An 18,691-nucleotide genomic window follows, 5' to 3' on the forward strand; every position below is an offset into this window, starting at 1 on the left:
CCACCATGCCCGCTGCCACCCCCGCAACCCACCCCCAAGGATTCCCCCCATGCCCCAGGACGTCGACTTCCACATACCCCTGCCGGGCCGGCAGAGCCCGGACTACGCGCGGGCCGACGCCGAGCAGCTCGCCTGGCCGCGGTCGCTCGGGCTGATCAAGTCCGAGGCTGCGGCGGCGCGTCACCTGCGCGGCGGCTACGCCGACCTGGCTTCCCGCTTCTACCCGCACGCCACCGGCGCGGACCTGGACCTGGGCGTCGACCTGATGTCGTGGTTCTTCCTCTTCGACGACCTCTTCGACGGGCCGCGCGGCGAGAACCCGCAGGAGACCAAACAGCTCACCGACGCGGTCGCGGCGGCGCTGGACGGTCCCCTCCCCGACACCGCGCCCCCCATCGCCCACGGCTTCGCCGACATCTGGCGCCGCACCTGCGAGGGCATGACACCCGCCTGGTGCGCGCGCAGCGCCCGGCACTGGCGCAGCTACTTCGACGGCTACGTCGACGAGGCGGAGAGCCGCTTCTGGGACACGCCGTACAACTCCGCGGCCCAGTACCTGGCCGTGCGCCGGCAGACCATCGGGGTGCAGCCGACGGTCGACCTCGCCGAGCGCGCGGGCCGCTTCGAGGTGCCGCACCGGGTCTTCGACAGTGCCGTGCTCTCCGCGATGCTCCAGATCGCCGTCGACGTCAACCTGCTGCTCAACGACATCGCCTCGCTGGAGAAGGAGGAGGCCCGCGGCGAGCAGAACAACATGGTCATGATCCTGCGCCGGGAGCACGGCTGGTCCAAGGACCGCAGCGTCGCCCACATCCAGAACGAGGTGCGCGCCCGCCTTGAGCAGTACCTCCTGCTGGAGTCCTGCCTGCCGCAGGTCGGCGACATCTACCGGCTCGACGAGGCCGAGCGCGAGGCCCTGGAGCGCTACCGCAACGACGCCGTGCGCACCGTGATCCGCGGTTCCTACGACTGGCACCGCTCCTCGGGCCGCTACGACGCCGAGTTCGCGCTCGCCGCCGGTGCCCAGGGCTACCTCGAGGAGCTCGGCAGCACCACGCACAAGCACCACGCACCCTCGCCCGGCCGTCGCGGCGGCACCGCCCTGTCAACGGATCAGTGAAGACCGGAAGTTGAGGACCGAATGACTGAGCAGACCACCTTCTCGGCGGGAGCGGCGCCCGGGGCGCTCCCTGTCGTGGGACACGCCCTCCAGATGATGCGTCACCCGGTGAACTTCATGACGTCGCTGTCGGCCCACGGCGACCTGGTCGAAATCAAGATCGGCCCCACCACGGCCTACGTCCCGACCCACCCCGAACTGCTGCGGCACGTCCTGACCAACGACCGCATCTTCGACAAGGGCGGCGTCTTCTACGACCGAGCCCGTGACATCGCCGGCAACGGCCTGGTCACCTGCCCGTTCGCCGACCACCGCCGCCAGCGCCGGCTGATGCAGTCGGCGTTCACCCGCGGCCAGCTCAAGCGTTACGCCGAGGCCATGCACGCCGAGATCGAGGACACGACGTCGCGCTGGCAGGACGGCATGGTCGTCGACGCCTTCCCGGAGATGTACGGCATGGCCCTGCGCACGGTCGGCCGCACCCTGTACTCCACCCCCGTCAGCCCCGAGATGGCGGCGCAGGTGGAACGTTCCTTCGACGTCGTGCTCAACGGCCTGTTCCGGCAGATGTTCCTGCCGGCCTCGATCCGCCGGCTGCCCCTACCGTCCCAGCGCCGCTACCGGAGCAACCTGGACTTCCTGCACGAGACCACCCAGCGGCTCATCGACGACTACCGCAGCTCCGACACCGAGCGCGACGACCTGCTCGCCGCCCTGCTCGCCTCCCGCGACGACGACGGCGGCCGGCTCGGCGACAAGGAGATCCACGACCAGGTCATCACCGTCATGGCGGCCGGCACCGAGACCGTCGCCGGTACCCTCACCTGGGTCTTCTACCTCCTCTCCCAGCACCCGGAGATCGAGGCCGCGCTCTACGACGAGATCGACACCGTCCTCGACGGCCGCGCACCTCAGTGGGACGACCTGCCGAACCTCTCCCTGGTCGACCGGATCATCTCCGAGACGCTGCGCCTGCACCCGCCGGCCTGGCTGTTCACCCGCCTCACCGCCTCCCCGACCGAACTCGCGGGCCGCCGGCTGCCCGCCGGCTCCACCGTCGTCTTCAGCCCCGCCGCGGTCGCCCAGTACGAGGACGCCTTCGACAACCCCAAGAAGTTCGACCCCGACCGCTGGCTCCCCGACCGCATCGCGCCGGCCGCCCGCCACGCCTACGTGCCGTTCGGCACCGGTGCCCGCAAGTGCATCGGCGACCTCTACGCACGCACCGAGGCCACCTTGGGGCTCGCCACCATCCTCGGCCGCTGGCGGGTCACCTGCGAGCCCGGCATGGACATCCGCCCGGTCCCGCTGGCCACCGTCTACCACCCGCGCCGGCTGCGGCTGAGGCTGGACGCGCGCACCCCGCGCCGGACGGCCTCCGCCGTCCCCGCACCGGCCGGGGGTGACGCGGCGTGAGCGCGGGGAACGTCGTCCTGGCCCAGCCGCGCGGCTTCTGCGCGGGCGTACGGCGCGCCATCGGCATCGTCGAGCGGGCGCTGGACCTGCACGGGGCACCGGTGTACGTGCGCAAGGAGATCGTGCACAACCACTACATCGTCTCGGAGCTGCAAAAGCGCGGCGCGGTCTTCGTCGACAGCGAGGAGGAGGTCCCGCAGGGCGCGGTCTGCGTCTTCTCCGCGCACGGCGTCTCCCCCGGAGTGCGCTCCGCCGCCGCCGGCCGGCAGCTCGAAGTCATCGACGCCACCTGCCCGCTGGTCTCCAAGGTCCACCAGGAAGCGGTGCGCTTCGCCCGCGACGGGCGCACCATCCTCCTCGTCGGGCACGAGGGCCACGAGGAGGTCGAGGGCGTCCTCGGCGAGGCCCCCGACCGGATCGTCGTCATCGAGACCGAGGACGACGTACGACGCCTCGGCCTGCCCGACGACACCCCGGTCGCCGTCCTCACCCAGACCACCCTCTCGTTCGACGAGACCGAGCGCGTCGTCGAGGCCCTGCGCGCCCGCTTCACCGACCTGATCACCCCCGGCGACGACATCTGCTACGCCAGCCAGAACAGGCAGAACGCCGTCAAGGACCTCGCACGCGACAACGACCTGGTCCTGATCGTCGGCTCGCACAACTCCAGCAACTCGCTGCGCATGGTCGAGGTGGCCCGCGATCACGGCGCCGCCGCCCATCTGGTGCCCGACGAACAGCACCTCGACGCGGCCTGGCTGGAGGACGTGTCGTCGGTCGGCATCAGTGCCGGGGCCAGTGCCCCGGAGATCCTCGTCGACGGGCTCGTCGCCCGGCTCGCCGAACTCGGCTTCGACCGGGTCGAGCTCCAGCGGGGCATCGCCGAGGACGTCGTGTTCTCCATGCCCGGCCGGCTGGCCGACCCGGTCACCGGCCGCGTCCCGCAGACACCGCTGGCCGGCGAGGTCTCGCCCGCACCCGGTGGGGCGCGATGAATCCACCACTGGAGAAAGAGGACTGCGCCATGCCACGCCTGGAGGAAATCCGAGGGCCGGAGGACGTGCGTGCCCTGTCCCCGCAGGCGGCCCGCGAACTGGCGCCGCAGATCCGGCGGCTGCTGGTGGACACCTGCACCGCCAACGGCGGCCACCTCGGCCCCAACCTCGGGGTCGTCGAACTGTCCATCGCCCTGCACCGCGTCTTCGACTCCCCCCGCGACAAGATCCTGTGGGACACCGGCCACCAGTCCTACGTCCACAAGATCCTCACCGGCCGCGCCGAAGCCCTCGCCACGCTCCGCCGCACCGGCGGCATGTCGGGCTACCCCTGCCGCGCCGAGTCCGAGCACGACGTCATCGAGAACTCGCACGCCTCGACCTCCCTGTCCTGGGCGGACGGCCTCGCCCGCGCCAACGCCCTGCTCGGGCGGGGCGACCGCGCCGTGGTCGCCGTGGTCGGTGACGGCGCGCTCACCGGGGGCATGGCCTGGGAAGCCCTCAACAACATCGCGGCGGCCCCCGAACGCCCCGTCGTCGTGGTCCTCAACGACAACGGCCGCTCCTACGCCCCCACCGCCGGCGCCGTCGCCGGACACCTCGCCGACCTGCGCGCGGGCGACGCCCCGCAAGCCCTGTTCGAGAACCTGGGGCTCGCCTACGTCGGCCCGGTGGACGGCCACGACATCGAGGCGGTGGAGACGGTGCTGCGCGAGGCCGTCGCCCTGCGCAAGCCCGTGGTGGTGCACTGCGTCACCGAGAAGGGCCGCGGCCACCTGCCCGCCGAGCAGGACGACACGGACCGCTTCCACGCCGTGCGCGCCGCCTCCGCCCGGAAACCGGGGGGCGCACCCAGCTGGACGTCCGTGTTCGGCAGCGAACTGGCCGACCTCGCCGCCGACCGGCCGGACGTGGTCGCCATCACCGCGGCCATGCTCGACCCGACCGGGCTCAGCGAGTTCGCCCGCCGCCACCCCGAGCGGGTCATCGACGTCGGCATCGCCGAACAGCACGCCGTCACCGCCGCCGCGGGCCTCGCCCTCGGCGGGGTGCACCCGGTCGTCGCGCTGTACGCCACCTTCCTCAACCGGGCCTTCGACCAGCTCCTGATGGACGTGGCCCTGCACCGCGCCCCGGTCACCTTCGTCCTGGACCGGGCCGGTGTGACCGGCGACGACGGCCCTTCGCACAACGGCATGTGGGACCTGTCGCTGCTGAACCTGGTGCCCGGCCTGCGACTGGCCGCCCCACGCGACGCCGCCACCCTGCGCCGCGCCCTGCGGGAGGCCGTGGCCTGCGACGACGGCCCCACCGCCCTGCGCTTTCCCAAGGGCTCCCGCGGAGCGGACATCCCGGCCGTGGACGTCTATGCCGAGCTGGACGTCCTGCACCGCGGCGAGCGTCCCGACATCCTCCTGGTCTCCGTCGGCGCCATGGCCGCCACCTGCCTCGACGTCGCCGAACGGCTGGCCGAACGGGGCGTCGGCGTCACCGTCGTGGACCCCCGCTGGATCAAGCCGGTGCCGCCCGAGCTGACCGTGCTCGCCCTCGACCACCTGCTGGTCGCCACGGTCGAGGACAACGGCCGGGTCGGCGGCGTCGGGGCGGGCGTCGCCCAGGCGCTGAGCGACGCCAAGCCGGGCCTGCCGGTGCACGTCTTCGGCATCCCGCAGCGCTTCCTCGACCACGGCTCACGGGCCGACGTCCTGGAGGCCAGCGGCCTCACCCCCCGCCATCTCACCCACGCGCTGCTGGAGGCCCTGCCCTCCGGACGGCAGGCCCGGCAGGGAGCCCCCGCCTCCCTCGCCGTCGGCTGACGCCGGGCACCCCGACGGGCGGTCGGCGCCCACCCGCACGGTGACGATCCCGCCGGCCGCCCGTGACCCGGCTGCCCGCGGGGCGCGCCCGCTCCCGCCGCCGCGCCTTTCTCCAGCACTTCCACAGCCCTCAACGGCACACAGTCATCAGCCACCACCCGGTCCGTCCGGACCGGCCGACCATCTTGGGGAACTGTCATGCCTGTCGCTCTTGGAGTGCCGACGGTGCCGCCGAGGCTGGCCCGACGACGTACCAGCCGTCAGATCCACGTAGGGACCGTACCCGTGGGCGGCGACGCCCCGGTCTCGGTCCAGTCGATGACCACGACCCGCACGTCCGACATCGGTGCGACCCTCCAGCAGATCGCCGAGCTGACCGCCTCCGGCTGCCAGATCGTCCGCGTCGCCTGCCCCACCCAGGACGACGCCGACGCCCTCGCGACCATCGCCCGCAAGTCGCAGATCCCGGTCATCGCGGACATCCACTTCCAGCCGAAGTACGTCTTCGCCGCCATCGAGGCCGGCTGCGCGGCCGTGCGCGTCAACCCGGGCAACATCAAGCAGTTCGACGACAAGGTCAAGGAGATCGCCCAGGCCGCCAAGGACCACGGCACCCCGATCCGCATCGGCGTCAACGCCGGTTCGCTGGACAAGCGCCTGCTGCAGAAGTACGGCAGGGCCACCCCGGAGGCGCTGGTCGAGTCGGCCCTGTGGGAGGCGTCCCTGTTCGAGGAGCACGGCTTCCGGGACATCAAGATCTCCGTCAAGCACAACGACCCGGTCGTGATGATCGAGGCCTACCGGCAGCTCGCCGAGCAGTGCGACTACCCGCTGCACCTGGGCGTCACCGAGGCCGGCCCCGCCTTCCAGGGCACGATCAAGTCGGCCGTCGCCTTCGGCGCCCTGCTCTCCCAGGGCATCGGCGACACCATCCGCGTCTCCCTGTCGGCCCCGCCCGCCGAGGAGGTCAAGGTCGGCCTGCAGATCCTGCAGTCGCTGGGCCTGCGCCAGCGCGGCCTGGAGATCGTCTCCTGCCCCTCCTGCGGCCGGGCCCAGGTCGACGTCTACAAGCTCGCCGAAGAGGTCACCGCGGGCCTGACCGGCATGGACATCCCGCTGCGCGTGGCCGTCATGGGCTGCGTCGTCAACGGCCCCGGCGAGGCCCGCGAGGCCGACCTCGGCGTCGCCTCCGGCAACGGCAAGGGCCAGATCTTCGTCAAGGGCGAGGTCATCAGGACCGTCCCCGAGTCGAAGATCGTCGAGACGCTCATCGAGGAGGCGTTCAAGCTCGCCGAGCTGATGCGGCAGGACGAGGACGACGACTCCTCCGGGGCCGCCCCCTCCGCCGTTCGGGAGAGCGCCAAGTGAGCACACCGGCCACCGTCAAACAGCTCGACCGGGTCGTGATCCGCTTCGCCGGTGACTCCGGCGACGGTATGCAGCTGACCGGCGACCGGTTCACGGCGGAGACGGCCGGCTTCGGCAACGACCTGTCGACGCTGCCGAACTTCCCCGCCGAGATCCGCGCCCCCGCAGGCACCCTGCCCGGCGTCTCCTCGTTCCAGGTGCACTTCGCCGACCACGACGTCATCACCCCGGGCGACGCCCCGGACGTCCTGGTCGCCATGAACCCGGCCGCGCTCAGGGCCAACCTGGCCGACCTGCCGCGCGGTGCCGAAATCATCGTCAACACCGACGAGTTCACCCGGCGCGCCCTCGCGAAGGTGGGCTGGAGCACCAGCCCGCTGGACGACGCCACGCTGGAGGGGTACCGGGTGCACCCGGTGGCGCTGACCACGCTGACCGTCGAGGCGCTCAAGGACTCGGGACTCGCCCGCAAGGACGCGGAGCGGGCGAAGAACATGTTCGCGCTGGGCCTGCTGTCCTGGATGTACCACCGGCCCACCGAGGGCACCGAGAAGTTCCTGCGCACCAAGTTCGCCGGGAAGCCGGAGCTGGCCGAGGCCAACGTGACCGCCTTCCGGGCGGGCTGGAACTACGGCGAGACCACCGAGTCGTTCGCCGTCTCCTACGAGGTCGCCCCGGCGAAGCACGCCTTCACCCCGGGCCGCCACCGCAACATCTCCGGCAACCTGGCCCTCGCCCTGGGCCTGGTGGCCGCCGCCGAGCGCGCGGAGCTGCCGCTGTTCCTCGGCTCGTACCCGATCACCCCGGCCTCGGACATCCTGCACGAGCTGAGCCGGCACAAGAACTTCGGCGTGCGCACCTTCCAGGCCGAGGACGAGATCGCCGGCATCGGCGCGGCCCTCGGCGCCGCCTTCGGCGGCTCGCTGGCGGTGACGACGACGTCCGGGCCGGGCGTGGCCCTCAAGTCGGAGACCATCGGTCTCGCCGTCTCCCTCGAACTCCCCCTCCTGGTGGTCGACATCCAGCGCGGCGGACCCTCGACCGGTCTGCCGACCAAGACCGAGCAGGCGGACCTGCTGCAGGCGATGTACGGCCGCAACGGAGAGGCCCCGGTCCCGGTGATCGCCCCGCACACCCCGGCCGGCTGCTTCGACGCGGCCCTGGAGGCGGCCCGGATCGCGCTGACCTACCGCACCCCGGTGTTCCTGCTCTCCGACGGCTACCTCGCCAACGGCTCCGAGCCCTGGCGCATCCCCGACGTGGCCGGACTGCCCGATCTGCGCGTGGAGTTCGCCACCGCCCCGAACCGTCCCGACGGCTCCTTCTGGCCGTACCTGCGCGACCCCGGGACCCTGGCCCGTCCCTGGGCGCTGCCGGGCACCCCGGGCCTGGAACACCGCATCGGCGGCATCGAGAAACAGGACGGCACGGGCAACATCTCCTACGACCCCGCCAACCACGACTTCATGGTCCGCACCCGTCAGGCCAAGATCGACGGCATCGCCGTACCCGACCTGGAGGTCGACGACCCCTCCCCGGGCGCCCAACCCCGTTCGAGCGGGGGAGGCCCCACCGGTGACGCCGGGCTGCTGGTGCTGGGCTGGGGGTCGACGTACGGGCCGATCACCGCGGCCGTGCGTGAGGTACGGGCCGCCGGGGGCCGGGTCGCCACCGCGCACCTGCGCCACCTCAACCCCTTCCCCGCCAACCTCGGCGAGGTGCTGCGCCGTTACGACCGGGTCCTGGTCCCGGAGATGAACCTCGGCCAGCTCGCGCTGCTGCTGCGCGGGCGGTTCCTGGTGGACGTGCGCTCCCACACCCAGGTCTCCGGCATGCCGTTCAAGGCCGCGCAGCTGGCCGCCGTGATCGAGGAGAACCTGGAGGCCCTCGGTGCCCACTGACCTCGCGCTCACCGCGAAGGACTTCAAGTCCGACCAGGAGGTGCGCTGGTGCCCCGGCTGCGGGGACTACGCGGTCCTCGCCGCCGTCCAGGGCTTCATGCCGGAGCTGGGCATCGCGCGCGAGAACATCGTCTTCGTCTCGGGCATCGGCTGCTCCTCCCGCTTCCCGTACTACATGAACACCTACGGGATGCACTCCATCCACGGCCGCGCCCCCGCCATCGCGACCGGCCTGGCCTGCGCCCGCCCCGACCTGTCGGTGTGGGTGGTCACCGGTGACGGCGACGCCCTGTCCATCGGCGGCAACCACCTGATCCACGCCCTGCGCCGCAACGTCAACCTCAAGATCCTGCTGTTCAACAACCAGATCTACGGGCTGACCAAGGGCCAGTACTCGCCGACCAGCGAGCAGGGCAAGATCACCAAGTCGAGCCCGATGGGCTCCCTCGACGAGCCGTTCAACCCGCTGTCGCTGGCCATCGGCGCCGAGGCGTCCTTCGTCGCGCGCACGATCGACTCCGACCGCAAGCACCTGACGGACGTCCTGCGCCGGGCCGCCGCCCACCCCGGCACGGCCCTGGTGGAGATCTACCAGAACTGCAACATCTTCAACGACGGCGCCTTCGACGCGCTCAAGGACCCCGCCACCCGCGACGGCGCCCTGCTGCGCCTGGAACACGGCAAGCCCCACCGGCTCACCCCGGACGCCGACGAGGTCGTCCACGACGTCGCGGACCCCGACCCCACCGCCGCCTTCGCCCTCTCCCGGCTGCGGCACCCGACCCCCATCGGCGTCCTGCGCGACGTACGGCGCCCCGTCTACGACCGGCTGATGGACGACCAACTGGAGCGAGCCGTCGCCGAGCGGGGCCGGGGCGACCTGGCCGCGCTGCTGGCCGGCAACGACACCTGGACGGTCGGGGCCTGAGCCCCCGACGAGAACCGCACACCGACAGCGACACGAACAAGAGGAAACATCCGTGACCTACGTCATCGCCCAGCCCTGTGTGGACGTCAAGGACAAGGCCTGCATCGAGGAATGCCCCGTCGACTGCATCTACGAGGGCCGGCGGTCCCTGTACATCCACCCGGACGAATGCGTCGACTGCGGCGCCTGCGAACCGGTCTGCCCCGTCGAGGCGATCTTCTACGAGGACGACGTGCCCGGGGACTGGACGGACTACCACAAGGCGAACGTCGAGTTCTTCGACGACCTCGGCTCGCCCGGCGGCGCCAGCGGCCTCGGCCCGGTCGACCGCGACCACCCGCTCGTCGCCGGACAGCCGGTCCGCACGGCATGAGCCGGGCCGGAGGGGGCCGCCGGGCGGGGTCACCGTCCGGGCGCCGGGCGAGGCCGGCCTGACGCTGTCGGCGGGCCGCCGCCCGGACGGCCACCACGAACCGACCACCACCTTCCTGGCGGTCGGCCTCCACGCCGTGGTGCGGATCGCCCCCCGCACCACGGCTCACCGTCACCGTCCGGGGCCCCGCCCCGCCGGCGACGGCGGTCCGGCGCCGCGGGCAGTCCGCCCGATGGCCCGCGCCGCCGGGGTCGGACCGGCCGTCGCCGTCCACATCGGCAAACGCATCCCCGTCGCCCGCGGCCCGGCCGGAGGCAGCGCCGACGCGGCGGCCGCACCGGTGGGCTGCGGCGCGCCGCGGGGCCTCGGCCCCTACCGGGAGGAACTGCGCCTCCCGGCCGCCGGACCGGGCGGCGACGTCGGCTTCCCGCTGTACGGCGGGTCGCGCCGGGCCCGGGGCGCGGTGAACTCCTCACCCCGCCGGGACCCCCGGCACCGGGGTGTTCCACCGGGCCCTCGCGGCGTCCCCGCACGGCCTGGCCACCCCGGCGGCCCTCCAGGAGCGCGACCGGCTGAGGCGGACGCGGCCCGCCGACGGCGAGCGGCCGCGCCGGGGACGGGCGGCGGGCGGACGTCCCCCTGTGGCCGGCCGTCGCGTCGAGCACGGTCCCGGAGCCGTCGGGCCGGGTGCGGCTCACCTCGGGCACGGGCGGGTCCTGCGGGCCGACCGGCGGACGGCACGGCAGTGATCAGCCCCGGGCGCACGGGAGTGCCGCGCGCCCGGGGCTGATCACTGAGGACCCCTATGCGGGGGTGCCGGGGGGTGGCGACTCCACCGGGGCGACCGGATAGCGGTGGACGGGCGGCAGCCCGCGCAGCAGTCCCGGCCATACGGTGTCGAGGACATGCGCGCTCGGCGTGAACAGCGGTTGGGCCAGCGCGGGGAGATCGGCGACCTCGTGCCACTCCCAGCGGCGGATCAGCTGCGGTTCGGCGACGACCGGCTCACCGGTGTACGACGCGACGCGGACGGCGGCCGTCAACCGCGGCATCCCGTGCGTGGAGTCCATCAGCAGTGCGACGACCCGGGCCCCGGCGGGATCGGCGACCAGCCCCGTCTCCTCCGCCAGTTCCCGCACCCCGGCGGCGGCGAAGTCCTCCCCGGCGTCGTTCTTCCCGCCCGGCAGCTCCCACCCCCCGCGCTTCAGGGACCACCCCAGCAGCACCCGCCCCGCCGCGTCGGTGACGACGACCCCGGCCCCGGTCAGGGCGTGCGCCGAAGGCCGTCCCGGCGCCGCGCACACCACGGCCGTCGCCACCGGCTCCCGCAGTACGACGAACGCCGCCCCGTCCACGTCGTACCGCTCCACCACCCCCCACCCGGCGCACAGCGCCGAGATCTCGTCCTCGTCGAGAGCGATGCCCCGCTTGCTCCCGGGCACCCGTCCGGCGACCGGCGTGACGACACACAGGGCCCCGCCCGCCCGCAGCCGCTCCCGCAGCCGGTTCACGACCCGGGTCCGGTCCCGCACGAACGCCCAGCTGCGCCGGAACACGATCACGTCGTAGGTGCCGTCGGGCAGTTCGTCCCGTTCGACGTCACGGCACAGGTAGCGGACCCCCGAACCGGCCGGGGTGCTGCGCTCGGCGCGGGCCAGGGCCTCCGCCGAGAAGTCCACCGCGTCGACCGTGTAGCCGAGCGATCCGAGGAACCGGGCGAGTTCCCCCAGCCCGCACCCCACCTCCAGAGCCGTCCCGCCCCCGGGCGCCGGAAGCCGCTCGGCGAACAGCGCCTTCTCGGGCTCCCGCAGCTCGCGGAAGCTCCTGCCCGCGGCGTAGTGCGCGTCCCACGCGCCGGTGGTCGTGTCTCCCACGGTTCGGACTCCTCGTCGGTCGGGGGAAGGGAAGGGGGCGCCTCGGCCGTGCGACCGAGGCGGGGGCGGACACCGGGTTTCCGGCCGGCCGGCCGGTGCGGGGCAACGCGCCGGCACGAGGCACGGCGGCAGCCGCCGGGACGGCCCCGGCCGGGAACACCGCCGCACCTCGTCCGGTCCGCCCGCGCGGACGAACCGGGGGACCGGTGCGGCCGCTCCGTCACTTGGTCGCGCCCCGCGCGAAGCCGTTGTAGATGTAGCGCTGGAGGAAGAGGAACACGAGCAGGGTCGGGACGGATCCTGACCTCGCCCTCGTAGTCGGTGAGGGCCTCGAACCTCACCCTCACCCCGGGGTGGGTCTTGCGGAACTCGGCGGCGTACCGGGCCATCGTCCCGTTCTGGACGAGGTCGGTGCGGTGCGTCAGGGCCTTGACGGTGCCCGAGGCGTCGGCGGGGTCGGCGGGTGCCTTCGCCGTCTCACCGGACACCGCGCCCCGGCCGCCGCATCCCGCGGCGGTCAGGATCGCGGCGGCCGGGAACGCTCCTGCGAGCGCCTTCTTCTTCCCCATGTGCCCAGCTCCTTCAGGGGTGCGGCTCGGCTTTGCGGGTGGGATGTCGGCACTATGCCAGTCGCTTGTTAACCGGTAAAGCCGAGATTTCCAGCACCATGCCCAATCGTTACCGTTCGAGTACGCACGGTGGCGAAATCATGTGCGGAACCGGGGAAAAGGGTCGATACGAATGACTGGACCGGTTCATGGGCAGTGACTGGTCAGCAGGCTAGGTTGTCGGCCGTCGTCCGTCCCCGGGCCTGAGTCAGGCGATTGGAGCCGCAGCATGAAGGACGTCACCCCGCTCTCCGAGGGCTGGAGCCTGCGCCACGGAGGGGAACTGCTCGAGGCCGTGGTGCCCGGCTGCGTCCACACCGATCTGCTGGCCGCCGGGGTCATCCCCGATCCGTTCACCGGCCTCAACGAGCGCGAGGTCGCCTGGGTGGGCCGCCGCGCCTGGACCTACGTCCGCCACCTGGGCCACGACAGCGCGCACGAGCGCGCCGACCTGGTCTTCGACGGCCTGGACACGGCCGCGCGCATCACCCTGGGCGGGCGCCCGGTCGGCACCACCCGCAACATGCACCGCCGCCACCGGTTCGACGTCACGGGCCGCACCGGGCGGCTGGAGGTCCGCTTCACCTCCGCCTACGACGAGGCCGCGGCCGTGCGCGCCGTCACGGGGGAGCGCCCTAACGTCTATCCGGAACCGTCGCAGTACATCCGCAAGATGGCCTGCAGCTTCGGCTGGGACTGGGGGCCGACGCTGGTGACCGCCGGCATCTGGCGGCCGGTCCGGCTGGAGCACTGGTCCACCGCCCGCATCGCCCGCGTACGCCCGCAGGTCACCGTCGAGGAGGGCACCGGACGGGTCGAGGTGTGGCTGGAGGCCGAACGCACCCGGCAGGGGCGGGGGCGCACGCTGTGCGCCGAGGCCCGGGTGGCCGGAGTCCGTGCCGAGGCCGTCCTCACCGGCGACGAGACCGTGCTGCGCCTGGAGGTGCCCGGCCCGCGCCTGTGGTGGCCCCGCGGCTACGGCGGACAGCCCCTGTACGACCTCCACCTCACCCTGAGCGACGACGGGGGCCACCCGCTCGACACCTGGCACCGGCGCATCGGTTTCCGCACCGTCGAGCTCGACCGCTCGGCCGACGAGCACGGCACCGGCTTCACCCTCGTCGTCAACGGGGTGCGGATCTTCGCCCGCGGCGTCAACTGGATCCCCGACGACGCCTTCCCCTCCCGGGTCACCCCCGAGCGCTACCGGACCCGGCTCACCCAGGCCGCCGGGGCCAACGTCGACCTGGTGCGGGTGTGGGGCGGCGGGATCTACGAGGACGACGCCTTCTACGACACCTGTGACGAGCTGGGCCTGATGGTGTGGCAGGACTTCCTCTTCGCCTGCTCCGCCTACCCCGAGGAGCAGCCGCTGCGCGGCGAGGTGGAGGCCGAGGCCCGTGACAACGTTGTCCGGCTCATGCCGCACCCCTCGCTCGTGCTGTGGAACGGCAACAACGAGAACCTGTGGGGCTTCCGCGACTGGGGCTGGGAGGAACCGCTCGCCGGCGACTCGTGGGGCGAGGGCTACTACCTCGGCCTGCTGCCCCGCGTCGTCGCCGAACTCGACCCGACCCGTCCCTACACCGCCGGCAGCCCGTGGTCCGGTTCCTGGGACCACCACCCCAACGACCCGGCACACGGCACCCACCACTCCTGGGAGGTGTGGAACCGCCGGGACTACGCCGAATACCGGGCGAACGTGCCCCGGTTCGTCGCGGAGTTCGGCTGGCAGGCACCGCCCGCGCAGGCCACCCTGCGGCGCGCCCTGCCCGGTGAACGGCTCGCCCCGGACTCCCCGGGTATGCTCCACCACCAGAAGGCCGAGGACGGCAACGGCAAACTCGGACGCGGTCTCGCCCGTCACTTCCCGCTGCCCGAGGACGACTTCGACCGCTGGCACTACCTGACCCAGCTCGTGCAGGCCCGGGCGGTCGCGGCGGGCGTCGAGCACTGGCGCTCGCACTGGCCCGTCTGCGCCGGCACGATCGTCTGGCAGCTGAACGACTGCTGGCCCGTCACCTCCTGGTCCGCCATCGACGGCGACGGCCGCCCGAAACCCCTGTACCACGAGCTGCGCCGCGTGTACGCCGACCGGCTCCTTACCCTCCGGCCCGGCAGCGCCGGCCCGGTGCTCGCCGTGGTCAACCAGTCCGCCCAACCCTGGCGGACGGCGGTGACCCTGCGCCGGTGGGAGGCGGACGGCACCCTGGTCCACGAGGGGGTCCTCGACGTGGCCGCCGGGCCCCGCTCCGTCGTCCGGCTCCCCGTGCCGCGGGACCTGGCGCCGGACGGGCGGTCCGCGAAGGAGTTCCTGGTCGCCGACGCCGACGGGTTGCGCGCGCTGCACTTCCCGGTCCCCGACAAGGACTTCGCCTACCCCCGGCCCGCCTACGACGTCGGCCTCGAACCGGTGACCGGGCAGGGGGATAGAGTCGACGTCGTGGTGAGCGCCCGTACCCTCGTCAGGGACCTCCTGCTCCAGGCCGACCGGCTCGGCCCGGCCGCCGTCTGCGACCACGGCCCGCAGACCCTGCTGCCCGGCGAGCGCGCACGCATCCGGGTCGCCGGCTGCGGCCCGGTCGGCGTCCAGGACGTCAGGGCCGCCCTGTACTGCGTGGACGTGGCGTGAACGGCTCGGCGGAACGGGTCACCATCAAGGACGTCGCCGCCCGGGCCGGGGTGTCCAAGGGCGCGGTGTCGCTGGCGTTCAACCACAAGCCCGGCGTGTCCGCGGCCACCCGCGAGCGGATCTTCGAGGCGGCCCGGGAACTGGGCTGGGCGCCCAGCGCGACCGCGCGCAGCCTGTCCAACCAGCGGGTGGACATCGTCGGCCTCGCCCTGTGCCGGCCCGCGCGGCTGCTCGGTCTCGAACCGTTCTACATGGACTTCATCTCCGGCATCGAGAGCGTCCTGGCGGAACGGTCCTGCTCGCTGCTGCTGCGGTTGGTGCGCGACCTCGACGAGGAGATCGCCCTGTACCGGGCCTGGTGGGGCGGCTGGATGATCGCCGGGGCGATCCTGGTGGACTTCCGCGAGGACGATCCCCGGCTGCCGTCGCTGCGGGGCATCGGCCTGCCCGCCGTCGCCGTCGGCCACCCCTCCCTCACCGGCCCCTTTCCGGCGGTGTGGACCGACGACGCCTCCGCGGTCGCCGAGGCCGTCCGCTACCTGGCGGCCCTCGGCCACCGCCGGATCGCCCGCGTCGGCGGTCCGGCCGGGTTCGGCCACAGCGCCATCCGGACGCGCGCGTTCGCGTCCACGGCGCGCGAACTCGGGCTGGAGGAGGCCCGGCAGATCGCCACGGGCTTCGACGGGAAGGAGGGCGCCCGCGCCACCCGCTCGCTGCTGCTCGCCCCGGACCGGCCCACCGCCGTCGTCTACGACAACGACATCATGGCGGTCGCGGGCGCGGGCGTCGCGGCCGAGATGGGGTTCGCGGTGCCCGACGACCTGTCGCTGATCGCCTGGGGCGACTCCCAGCTGTGCCGCATCACCCACCCGACGCTGTCGGCGATGAGCCACGACGTGCACCACTTCGGGGCCGAGGTGACACGCGTCCTGTTCGACGTGCTCAACGGTGGCCACAGCGGCCCGCGCCAGGCGCCGACGCCCACGCTGACCCCCCGCGGCTCCACCGCCCGGGCACCGGGGACCGGGGCGTAGGCGGTACCCGCGCGCGGGGCCGCGCCCCCGTGCGCGCCCCCGCTCCCGCCGTTCTCCGCGCGGTCCTCACCGTGCCCGGCACCAGGGTGCTGCCGGGTGTTCCGCCGGGTCCCCGCGCCTCCCGGCGGTCCGCCGTCCCCGGACGGCGGTCACCGGGGTGTGGAGGCCGGGCGTGGTCGTTCACCAACGCGCTGCGCGTGGCGCTGGCCGGACAGGGCACGCTGGTCACGGCGCTGCACGTGGGCTACATGGACACGGACGTGACCGCGGACGTCACCGCCCCGAAGGCCGACCCGTCCAGGGCCGCGCGCGCGGCCCTGGACGGCATCGAGGCGGGGGCCCACGAGGTCCTCGCCGACGACCTCAGCCGCCGGGTCAAGGCCGGCCCCGCCGCCGCCCCCGCGGCCCTCTACCCGCAGCTGGCCGCCCACACCGGCTGACGGCGCACCGCAGGGCCCCCGGCCGCACGGCCGCGCCCGCCTCCCGGCCGCTCCCGCGAAGCCCGTACGCTCAAGCAGCAGCGGAACCGTCCGACCACCCCCGCGGACGCTCCGGCGGAACCACCGGCCGGGAGTCCGGGGAGCGGTGAAGGAGCAAGGGGAGTGACAAGTGGCGCCGAAACCGCACCGTGTGGGCGTTCTCGTGTTCGACGACATGAAGATGCTCGACCTGTCCGGGCCGGCGGAAGTCCTCAGCGAGGCCAACCGGTTCGGAGCGGACTACCGGCTGAGCCTGGTCTCGGTCGGCGGCACCCCGGTGCGCACGTCCATCGGTCTGCGGGTGCCGGTGGACTTGGACACGGCCTCGGCCCCCGCCTTCGACACCCTGCTCGTCGCGGGCGGTGACCTGCTGCCGGGCCGTCCCGTCGACCCGGGCCTGGGCGAGGCCGCGAATCGGCTCGCGGCGGGGGCCGGACGGGTCGCCTCGATCTGCACCGGGGCGTTCGTCCTGGCCGCGGCGGGCCTGCTGGACGGCAGGCGGGCGACGACGCACTGGCAGTACACCGCGCTGCTGGCCCGCGGCTACCCGTCGGTGCGGGTGGAACCCGACGCCATCCACGTCAAGGACGGGACGACCTACACCTCGGCAGGCGTCACCGCGGGGATCGACCTGGCGCTGGCCCTGGTGGAGGAGGACCACGGCCCCGGCCCGGCCCGGGACGTCGCCCGCTCGCTGGTGGTGTACATGCAGCGGCCCGGCGGGCAGTCGCAGTTCTCCGCCCCGCTCCGGGGCCCCGCCCCCCGGACCCCCGTCCTGCGGCGGATCCAGGACCTGGTGCAGGCGGACCCGGCCGCCGACCACGGCCTGGAGGCGCTCGCGGCCCGGGTCCGGGTCAGCCCCCGGCACCTGACCCGGATGTTCCGCGCCGAGCTGGACACCACGCCGATGAAGTACGTGGAACTGATCCGCTTCGACATGGCCAAGGCCCTCCTCGACGCCGGACACAGCGCCACCGAGGCCGCCGCGCTGTCGGGTTTCCCCAGCTACGAGAGCCTGCGGCGAGCCTTCGCCCGTCACCTGGGCGTGTCGCCCACCCGCTACCGGAGCCGCTTCGCCACCACGCGGCCCGTGCCCCGCCGTCGCGCGGAACCCGCCGGGCGGGACACCCGCCAGGGGCCGTGACCGTTTTCGAGGGCTTGTTGGCCGTCCGGTAGCGGACGCGGCGGCCGGATCCGGCGGAAGGTGGAGGCACGGCGAACACCGCCACCGTCCTCCAGGGAGGCCACCATGACCGAGAAGATCGCCGGCGTCGAGATCCCCGACAGCGAACTCGCCCGGGACGCCACCGAGCTGATCCGCGACACCACCCCGCCGCTCCTCTTCCACCACTCCCGGCGGGTCTACCTCTTCGGCAGCCTCCAGGCCCGGGCCCGGGGCATCCGGCCCGACCCGGAGCTGCTGTACGTGGCGGCGCTCTTCCACGACACCGGCCTGGTGCCGCCCTACCGCAGCGACGACCAGCGCTTCGAGCTGGACGGCGCGGACCGGGCGCGGGCGTTCCTGCTCGGCCACGGCGTCCCCGACGCCGACGCGGACAGGGTGTGGACCGCCATCGCCCTGCACACGACCCCCGAGGTGCCGCACAGGCTGGCCCCCGAGATCGCGGCCACCTCCGCGGGCGTCGAGACCGACGTGCTCGGCCTGCACCTGGCGAACGTCACCCGGGCCGAGATCGACGAGGTGACCGCCGCGCACCCCCGTCCGGACTTCAAGGAGCAGATCCTGCGGGCGTTCACGGACGGCTTCAAACACCGCCCCGACACCACCTTCGGCACGGTCAACGCGGACGTACTGGAACATTTCGTCCCCGGCTTCCGCCGCACCGACTTCGTCGAGGTCGTCCGCAACTCCGCCTGGCCCGAGTAGGCCGCACCGCGGTCGGCGGCCGCCGACCGCCAAACGGGCGGCCACGGTCCGCGCATCCCGGTCAACTGCGGTGACAACGATGTCTGTTACGAGGGTGGACAGGAGGAAAGCGGCGTGCTGTCATGCCTGAGGACTGCCTTTGCAACGTTGTAGCCGCCCGGGCCGACAGGCCGGCCCGGGCGGTTGAGCGCGGGTCCGTCCAGCCAGAATGCTGCCGTCCCGTATGGAGCGTGCCGTGCGACGACCGTCTTCCAGATC

12 protein-coding genes and 2 pseudogenes are annotated in these 18,691 nt (G+C 73.3%); 13 read left to right on the plus strand and 1 reads right to left on the minus strand.

Features of this window, described 5'->3' with window-relative positions:
- The first annotated feature begins 49 nt into the window (after positions 1-49).
- The 8 genes and pseudogenes from ptlA (at position 50) to fdxA (ending at position 9,918) form a co-directional block, all read left to right on the plus strand.
- On the plus strand, positions 50-1,120 hold the full coding sequence (gene ptlA, locus QQY24_RS29545) for a pentalenene synthase (RefSeq protein ID WP_301975764.1): 1,071 nt from the start codon (positions 50-52) through the stop codon (positions 1,118-1,120).
- A 21-nt stretch (positions 1,121-1,141) separates the two neighbouring features.
- Positions 1,142-2,536, plus strand: a complete 1,395-nt coding sequence (ptlI, locus tag QQY24_RS29550) for a pentalenene oxygenase (protein WP_301975765.1) — start codon at positions 1,142-1,144, stop codon at positions 2,534-2,536.
- Complete coding sequence (ispH, locus tag QQY24_RS29555) at positions 2,533-3,531, plus strand: 4-hydroxy-3-methylbut-2-enyl diphosphate reductase (protein ID WP_301975766.1); 999 nt, start codon at positions 2,533-2,535, stop codon at positions 3,529-3,531. Before ptlI ends, ispH begins: the two co-directional genes overlap by 4 nt.
- Positions 3,532-3,560: 29 nt before the next feature.
- On the plus strand, positions 3,561-5,348 hold the full coding sequence (locus QQY24_RS29560; RefSeq protein WP_301975767.1) for a 1-deoxy-D-xylulose-5-phosphate synthase: 1,788 nt from the start codon (positions 3,561-3,563) through the stop codon (positions 5,346-5,348).
- A 198-nt stretch (positions 5,349-5,546) separates the two neighbouring features.
- Positions 5,547-6,716 carry a flavodoxin-dependent (E)-4-hydroxy-3-methylbut-2-enyl-diphosphate synthase gene (gene ispG / locus QQY24_RS29565; protein WP_301975768.1) on the plus strand — a complete coding sequence of 390 codons (1,170 nt, stop codon included), beginning with the start codon at positions 5,547-5,549 and terminating at the stop codon, positions 6,714-6,716.
- Positions 6,717-6,730: 14 nt separating this feature from the next.
- Positions 6,731-8,617 (plus strand): annotated as a pseudogene (locus QQY24_RS29570) (2-oxoacid:acceptor oxidoreductase subunit alpha); the annotation flags it as partial.
- Positions 8,607-9,545: a 2-oxoacid:ferredoxin oxidoreductase subunit beta gene (locus tag QQY24_RS29575; protein ID WP_301975771.1), complete on the plus strand. Its 939-nt coding sequence runs from the start codon at positions 8,607-8,609 to the stop codon at positions 9,543-9,545. The pseudogene QQY24_RS29570 and the gene QQY24_RS29575, both read left to right, overlap by 11 nt.
- A 52-nt stretch (positions 9,546-9,597) precedes the next feature.
- Complete coding sequence (fdxA, locus tag QQY24_RS29580; RefSeq protein WP_301975772.1) at positions 9,598-9,918, plus strand: ferredoxin; 321 nt, start codon at positions 9,598-9,600, stop codon at positions 9,916-9,918.
- A gap of 803 nt (positions 9,919-10,721) precedes the next feature.
- On the opposite strand, the gene QQY24_RS29585 is transcribed toward fdxA, so the two are convergent.
- Positions 10,722-11,792 carry an NUDIX domain-containing protein gene (locus QQY24_RS29585; RefSeq protein WP_301975773.1) on the minus strand — a complete coding sequence of 357 codons (1,071 nt, stop codon included), beginning with the start codon at positions 11,790-11,792 and terminating at the stop codon, positions 10,722-10,724.
- Between the two features lie 837 nt (positions 11,793-12,629).
- Between QQY24_RS29585 and QQY24_RS29590 the strand changes: the two genes are divergently transcribed.
- From QQY24_RS29590 to QQY24_RS29610, 5 genes and pseudogenes are all read left to right on the plus strand, one after another.
- Positions 12,630-15,032: a glycoside hydrolase family 2 protein gene (locus QQY24_RS29590; RefSeq protein ID WP_301975774.1), complete on the plus strand. Its 2,403-nt coding sequence runs from the start codon at positions 12,630-12,632 to the stop codon at positions 15,030-15,032.
- Entirely contained in the window at positions 15,029-16,066 is a 1,038-nt protein-coding gene (locus tag QQY24_RS29595) for a LacI family DNA-binding transcriptional regulator (protein WP_301975775.1), read from the plus strand. Before QQY24_RS29590 ends, QQY24_RS29595 begins: the two co-directional genes overlap by 4 nt.
- Before the next feature lie 173 nt (positions 16,067-16,239).
- Positions 16,240-16,506, plus strand: a pseudogene (locus QQY24_RS29600) (short-chain dehydrogenase); the annotation flags it as partial.
- A 190-nt stretch (positions 16,507-16,696) separates the two neighbouring features.
- Positions 16,697-17,689 (plus strand): GlxA family transcriptional regulator, encoded by a 993-nt coding sequence (locus QQY24_RS29605; RefSeq protein WP_301975776.1) that lies wholly within the window; start codon positions 16,697-16,699, stop codon positions 17,687-17,689.
- Positions 17,690-17,794: 105 nt separating this feature from the next.
- Positions 17,795-18,433, plus strand: a complete 639-nt coding sequence (locus QQY24_RS29610; protein ID WP_301975777.1) for an HD domain-containing protein — start codon at positions 17,795-17,797, stop codon at positions 18,431-18,433.
- Positions 18,434-18,691 lie beyond the last annotated feature (258 nt).

The organism is Streptomyces sp. TG1A-8, assembly GCF_030499535.1.
Classification (GTDB): Bacteria; Actinomycetota; Actinomycetes; order Streptomycetales; family Streptomycetaceae; genus Streptomyces.